This window comes from Micrococcus sp. LASM2_SD2 (genome assembly GCF_057364565.1).
Map to the genome: position 1 here is coordinate 1 of NZ_JBNFOB010000162.1, position 5,558 is coordinate 5,558.

Here is a 5,558-nt window from a genome sequence, read left to right on the forward strand (position 1 = left end):
CCCCCGGCCGCCCAGGCGCGGCTCCGAAGCCGGCGCGTCGTCCACGCCCGCACCGCAGGCCTGGGCATCCACGCCCCACGACGCAGGCCCCTGCACCGACGGCCGCACAGCCTCCGGCGAACACCGGCGGCGCGGTCAACTACGAGAACTGTGCCGCGGTGCGCGCGGCAGGCGCGGCCCCGATCAAGGTCGGTCAGCCGGGGTATGCGAAGCACCTTGACCGCGACGGTGACGGAATCGGTTGCGAGAAGTGACCACGGACCTCGTCCTGACGCCCTGATGCCACGGCCCCGTCCCCCTCGTAGGGGGACGGGGCCGTCGTCGTCCTGGCCTGCTACGCCCCCTCCCGACTGTGCCCGGGATGAGGGGAGTGGGGCACCCCGCTGTGCGTCCGCCCAGGATCCCCGGACGTTCATCGGCCCGCCGACGGATGGGCACGCGGACGTCACCGGGCCTCCATAAGTTCGACGCGGCGGGGGCGAGGAGCCGTCCGCCGCACCATCGAGCCGGAAGGACGGGCACGCACGATGACCACGACCCACACCCATCACCAGGACCCGGAGAACGACCAGGCACGGGGCCTCGGCCGCCGGGGCCTGCTGGCCGGAGGCGGTGCCGCCGCGGCCGCCGGCATGCTCGGCGTGCTGCCGAACGGCGCCGCAGCCGCCCCCGCCACGGGCAGGAAGGGCCACCACGGACCCATGCCCCTGCAGTTCGGCCGCGACGGCCGCTTCACGATCGTCCAGTTCAACGACACCCAGGACGGACCGCTCACCGACCGCCGCACCATCGAGCTCATGGAGCAGGTCCTGGACCGGGTCAAGCCGGACTTCGCCCTCATCAACGGCGACTGCATCGACGGCTCGCCGACGACCGAGCTCGAGGTCAAGCAGGCCTACAACAACGTGGTCATGCCCATGGAGTCCCGCGGCATCGGCTGGGCCGTCACGTTCGGCAACCACGACGAGGACTCGCTCGCCCACGGCACCGGCATGACCGAGGACCGCATCTACGAGTTCCTCCGCGGCTACCGCCACAACCTCAACCCCGCGCGCATCCCCGGCCTGACCGGGCACACCAACGCCCAGATCCTCGTCAAGGGCTCCCGCGGCGACGCGCCGGCCTTCGCGATCTGGCTGCTCGACTCAGGCCGCTACGCCACCGAGGCGGACACCGCCGGCCAGTCCACGGACGGCCTGCGCGGCTACGACTGGATCCGCCCGGACCAGCTCGCCTGGTACCTGGAGACCTCGACGGCGACCCGCACCCGGTACGGGAAGCGGACCCCGGGCCTGATGTTCTTCCACATCCCCACCTTCGAGCACGACATGATGTGGCAGGGCGTCCAGGTCGGCGGCGCGGGCAGCGGGCACACCGAGGCCGTGAAGCGCCACGGCATCGTCGGCGTCAACAACGAGGGCGTCTACCACGGCCTGGTCAACTCCGGCGTCTACTCGTTCGTCAAGGAGCTCGGCGAGGTCAAGGGCATCTACTGCGGCCACGACCACATCAACGACTTCACGGGCGACTACTTCGGCGTCGAGCTCGGCTACTCCCCGGGCACCGGCTTCGGCACCTACGGCCTCGGAGACGGCACCGCCACCATGCACACTATGCGCGGCGCCCGCGTCTTCGAGCTCGACGAGGCCGCCGATGGCGTCTACACCGGCGACACCCGCCTCGTCTACGCCAAGGACCTCGGCATCGACATGACCCCCGGGACCCAGCCGATCGACGAGCCGACCGCGTTCCCCCGTTACCTGAAGGTCTGACCCGCACACCCTGGGGGCTCCCCGGCGCACGACCGGGGAGACCCCTGGTGCGGTGCCCTCCTCCGACGTGGTCCGCTGAGACGCGGACCACATTCAGAGCGTCGATTCCGGTCGCCTGGCGCGGCCCCGTGGACCGGCGACGCAGGCAGGAGGACACCATGACGGCAACCGCGACGGAACCGCAGGCGCGCCCCGGGCCGCCCACCCCACGCCGGATCTGGGCGGACCTGGGCCCGGGCTACGCCGTCAACGGGCTCGTCGGGGTCGTGTTCTCCGGCACCGGAGCCGGTGGCCGTCACCCTCGCCGTGGGCGCCGCCGGGGGACTGAGCCCCGCCCAGCTGGCCTCCTGGGTGTGCGGCATGTTCCTGTCCGCCGCCCTGGCAACGATCGTGATGTCCCTGCTGTACCGGCGGCCGCTGGGGTTCGCCTGGTCCATCCCGGGCACCGTGCTGGTGGGCCCGTCCCTGCAGCACCTGTCCTTCCCCGAGGTGGTGGGCGCCTTCTTCGGCTCCGCCTCCGTCGCCCGTCTCTTCCGGCGCGGCACAGACCACGGCCCCGTCACCGTCTGAAGGTGGCGGGGCCGTCGTCGTGACGGGGCGCGTCAGCGCCCGATGCGGGTCAGCGCACCGTGAAGGCGAGCGTCTCGGTGTGGCGCTCGCCGTTGAGGTCGGTCACGGTGACCTCGGCGGTGTGCTCGCCGGCGGCCAGGTCGGCCGGCAGCGGCAGGCGCCACAGGTGCATGGAGCGGTCCGCGACCGAGCCGCCGTGCACCAGCTGCTCCTGAACCGCGGCCGGGTCCGAGTACTCGGCGCCCACGCGGACCTCCTCGCCGTCCATCTCCTGGGTGCGGGTCGCCGCGACCGGCTCGCCGCCGTCCACGCTGACCTCGACCTCGGTGCCGGTGGCGCCCATGAACACGTTGGCGGTCAGCCAGGAGCCCGCCAGCTCGTCGGCGGCCACGGTGTGCGGGTCCGCGAACGGCTCGGCCTCGCCCGCACGGTCCCGGTTCGCCTCGAACCACGCGCGGTAGGCCGGGGTGTTCAGGCCGAGGGTCATCTGGTCGGAGCCGTCGTCGCCGCGGACGGTGAACCGGGAGGCGATGCCCTCCTTGGTCATGTCCAGGGTGACCACGCCCGGCAGGGCACCGTCACGCTGGGCGGCCAGCGGGTACCGGCCCCCGTCCACGAGGCGGCCGGAGTACCAGTCGCCGGAGATCGCGCCGGCCACCAGGTGGTCGAACGGCAGGCCGTCGATGCCGAACAGGTCCCGCCAGCCGGCCACGAGGTCGCCGGCGCGCAGGTTCTCCAGGGAGTGGGTGTGGCCACCGACCGTGACGACCTCGCGGCCCTCGAGGAGCTCGTAGATCTCCGGGACCTGGTCGATCGAGTGGGTGGCGGAGGTGCTGTCCGCGAAGGACATCAGCGGCACGTGTGTGCCCAGCACGATCTTCCGGTCCTTCGGGGTGGCGGCCAGGTCCTGGCGCAGCCACTCCATCTGACGCTCGTCGATCGAGCCGTTGTATCCGCTCCTGCCGGCGAGCGGGTACTCCACGGAGGACAGGGCGATCACGTGGGTGTCGCCGACGTCGTAGGAGTAGTACTCCGGGGCGAGGGCCTGACGGAAGCTGTCGAAGGCGTGCTCGGAGTCCGGGGTGTCGAAGTCCAGGTCGTGGTTGCCGGGCAGGAACCAGGCCGGTCCGTTGAGCATGGAGGACAGCTCGCGGGTCTGCGGGTACAGGTCCGGGCGGTCGCCCACGATGTCCCCGATGAACAGGATGCCGCAGTCCGTGTAGTCCTCCCGCTCGGCGAGGTCCGCGAAGGCGCCGGCGCGGGCGTACTCGACCTCCTGCTCGGTGTAGGTCTGCACGTCGCCGCCGATCAGGCAGCGCTGCTCCTAATCGGCCATGCGCTCGTCCTGCACCACCGGGAAGTTCACGGCCGCGGGGAGGTCGCCGGTCGGGGCGATGCCGCCGTGCTCCAGCTCCGGGGAGCCGGCCGGCAGGTGGTGGTAGTGGAACTGCGGGACGTTGTCCGCGTCCACCGGCACGCGGTAGCCGGAGGGCTGGGTGACGAACACGGTCATGTTGTCCCGGACGGCAGCTCGTAGCGGCCGTGCTTGTCCGTGAGGACCACGTCCTCGCCGTTGGAGACGCGCACGCCGGCCAGGCCCTTCTCGGAGGGGTGGCGGCGGGAGTCGCGGTCGTCGTCCACGAACACGCGGCCGGTCAGGGTGTCCTCGTCCTTCGGGCGGGCGTCGTGCGGGGTGCGGCGCACGTCCACCTGGCCGCGGTAGGCGTCGCGGTCCCAGTCGAAGTCCTCTGGGGTGCCGGGATCGTGCGGGCGCTTCGGACCCTTGCCCGGATGCTCGGGGTGCACCGGGTGGTCGCGGTGCGCGGAGGCGGAGGAGGAGCCGGCGGAGGCGGACTCGGGGCCGGTGAGGGCGGACGGGGCGGTGACGGCTGCGGAGAGCAGGCCGCCGGTCAGGGTGAGGGCGATGGCTCCGGCGCCGAGGCGGCGCGCATGTGCGGTGGTCTTCACGGTGTACCTCGTTCTGCGGTTCTGTCGACGGGACAGCCCCGGGGCACGCGCCGTGAAGCGCGCCGTTCCCTCCGGCGTGCCCCCCGCACGCCCCGGCGCAGGTCGACCCTGGCAGCGCGGTGTGGCCGGTCGGTTACCTGCCGGTGACCTGCGGCGAACAGTCCGGGGGCGCGCCCGTGACGCTTATCGTGTCCGGCCGGCTGCGTAGCTTCGGGGCATGTGATTCGAACACATGTTCGAGTAGCATGGTGGGTGCGGCCTTCCCAGCGCTTTCCGTCCAGGGCCCCTTCCGGGGTCTGCCGCTCCCACCGCCCGACGGCGCCCGCCGCCGGGACCGCATACGCCGGCCATCCCGGCAGAACCGAGCAGGGAACAGGGAGAAGACCATGGGAATCTTCACGCAGTCCGTCGCCGTGGAGTGCGCTCCGGACGGCACGCCGCACCGGCTCCGCTGGAACGGGCGGGACTATGCGCTCGCCGAGCGGCCGCTGCGCTGGTATGAGCGCCGCCGCTGGTGGGCCGAGGAGTACCGCGCCGAGAAGGGACGCGGCGCCGGCCTCGTGGACCACGAGATCTGGCGGCTCCAGGTCCGGCTCGCCCGCGCCGGCAACGCCCCGTTGCAGACCGTGGACGTCGCCCACCACCTGGACTCCGGCCGCTGGCGCCTGATCCGCATCCATGACGGCGTCGGACTGCCCCTCATGGCCACCGCCTAGCCCTCCGCCCGTCGATCCGTCCGTGCGGACGGGCCCCTGCCCGCCCCGTCCTTCCCGACGACGGCCCCTTCCCTCCGTCGTCCGCCTCGCCTCCGCTTCATCCGCACCGTCTCATCACACCGCTCCGCGCTTCCCACCGCACTCCGTCAGCACCGTGCCAGCCCGGTCCTCCCGTCCTCGACGGGAGGCACCGGGTCCGTCGAACAGGAGTGCCCTCATGTCCGAGACCACCGAGCCCTTCGCCCACCTGCAGGTCGCCAGCGCCTTCAGCGCGCACTACGGGGTGTCCTGGCCCGCCGAGCTGGTCCAGGCCGCGGCCGCCGACGGGCAGCGCCTGCTCGCCTGCACCGACCGTGACGGCCTCTACGGCATGGCCAAGCACGTCTCCGCATGCCTGGAGCACGGGATCACCCCGATCGTCGGGGTGGACCTCGCCGTCACCTGGGCGGACCTGGCGCCGGGGGAGCGTGGCGACCTGCCGGGCCCCGGCCGCCCCACAGGGGACGGCGCTGCGGTGGACGGGGACGCGGGG

The 5,558-nt window shown here is 72.6% G+C and carries 8 protein-coding genes; 5 read left to right on the forward strand and 3 right to left on the reverse strand.

Translation table 11 applies throughout. The annotated features are described in order from the left end of the window. From AC2W7A_RS08840 to AC2W7A_RS08850, 3 genes are all read left to right on the forward strand, one after another. A partial coding sequence (locus AC2W7A_RS08840) for an excalibur calcium-binding domain-containing protein (RefSeq protein ID WP_485991039.1) occupies positions 1 to 254 on the forward strand: 254 nt, incomplete at its 5' end. Positions 255 to 527: 273 nt separating this feature from the next. After that, entirely contained in the window at positions 528 to 1,772 is a 1,245-nt protein-coding gene (locus AC2W7A_RS08845) for a metallophosphoesterase family protein (protein WP_485991040.1), read from the forward strand. 288 nt (positions 1,773 to 2,060) lie between these two features. Next, positions 2,061 to 2,342: a benzoate/H(+) symporter BenE family transporter gene (locus AC2W7A_RS08850; RefSeq protein WP_485991041.1), complete on the forward strand. Its 282-nt coding sequence runs from the start codon at positions 2,061 to 2,063 to the stop codon at positions 2,340 to 2,342. Positions 2,343 to 2,391: 49 nt separating this feature from the next. Here AC2W7A_RS08850 and AC2W7A_RS08855 read toward each other — a convergent pair whose 3' ends face one another. The 3 genes from AC2W7A_RS08855 to AC2W7A_RS08865 are packed head-to-tail and all read right to left on the reverse strand — an operon-like array spanning position 2,392 to position 4,310. Next, positions 2,392 to 3,639: a calcineurin-like phosphoesterase C-terminal domain-containing protein gene (locus AC2W7A_RS08855; protein ID WP_485991042.1), complete on the reverse strand. Its 1,248-nt coding sequence runs from the start codon at positions 3,637 to 3,639 to the stop codon at positions 2,392 to 2,394. 27 nt (positions 3,640 to 3,666) lie between these two features. Continuing rightward, complete coding sequence (locus tag AC2W7A_RS08860) at positions 3,667 to 3,855, reverse strand: hypothetical protein (protein WP_485991043.1); 189 nt, start codon at positions 3,853 to 3,855, stop codon at positions 3,667 to 3,669. Continuing rightward, a complete protein-coding gene (locus AC2W7A_RS08865; protein WP_485991044.1) occupies positions 3,852 to 4,310 on the reverse strand; it encodes a peptidase associated/transthyretin-like domain-containing protein in 459 nt (152 codons plus the stop codon). Before AC2W7A_RS08865 ends, AC2W7A_RS08860 begins: the two co-directional genes overlap by 4 nt. Before the next feature lie 386 nt (positions 4,311 to 4,696). On the opposite strand from AC2W7A_RS08865, the gene AC2W7A_RS08870 reads away from it, so the two are divergent. After that, positions 4,697 to 5,026, forward strand: a complete 330-nt coding sequence (locus AC2W7A_RS08870) for a DUF6504 family protein (protein ID WP_485991045.1) — start codon at positions 4,697 to 4,699, stop codon at positions 5,024 to 5,026. 217 nt (positions 5,027 to 5,243) lie between these two features. Then, on the forward strand, positions 5,244 to 5,558 hold a 315-nt coding region (locus AC2W7A_RS08875), incomplete at its 3' end, for a PHP domain-containing protein (protein WP_485991046.1).

Coding starts and splice junctions, on each gene's coding strand:
- AC2W7A_RS08860 (WP_485991043.1), bottom strand. CDS start 3,855: ATGACCGTGTTCGTCACCCAGCCCTCCGGCTACCGCGTGCCGGTGGAC.
- AC2W7A_RS08845 (WP_485991040.1), top strand. CDS start 528: ATGACCACGACCCACACCCATCACCAGGACCCGGAGAACGACCAGGCA.
- AC2W7A_RS08870 (WP_485991045.1), top strand. CDS start 4,697: ATGGGAATCTTCACGCAGTCCGTCGCCGTGGAGTGCGCTCCGGACGGC.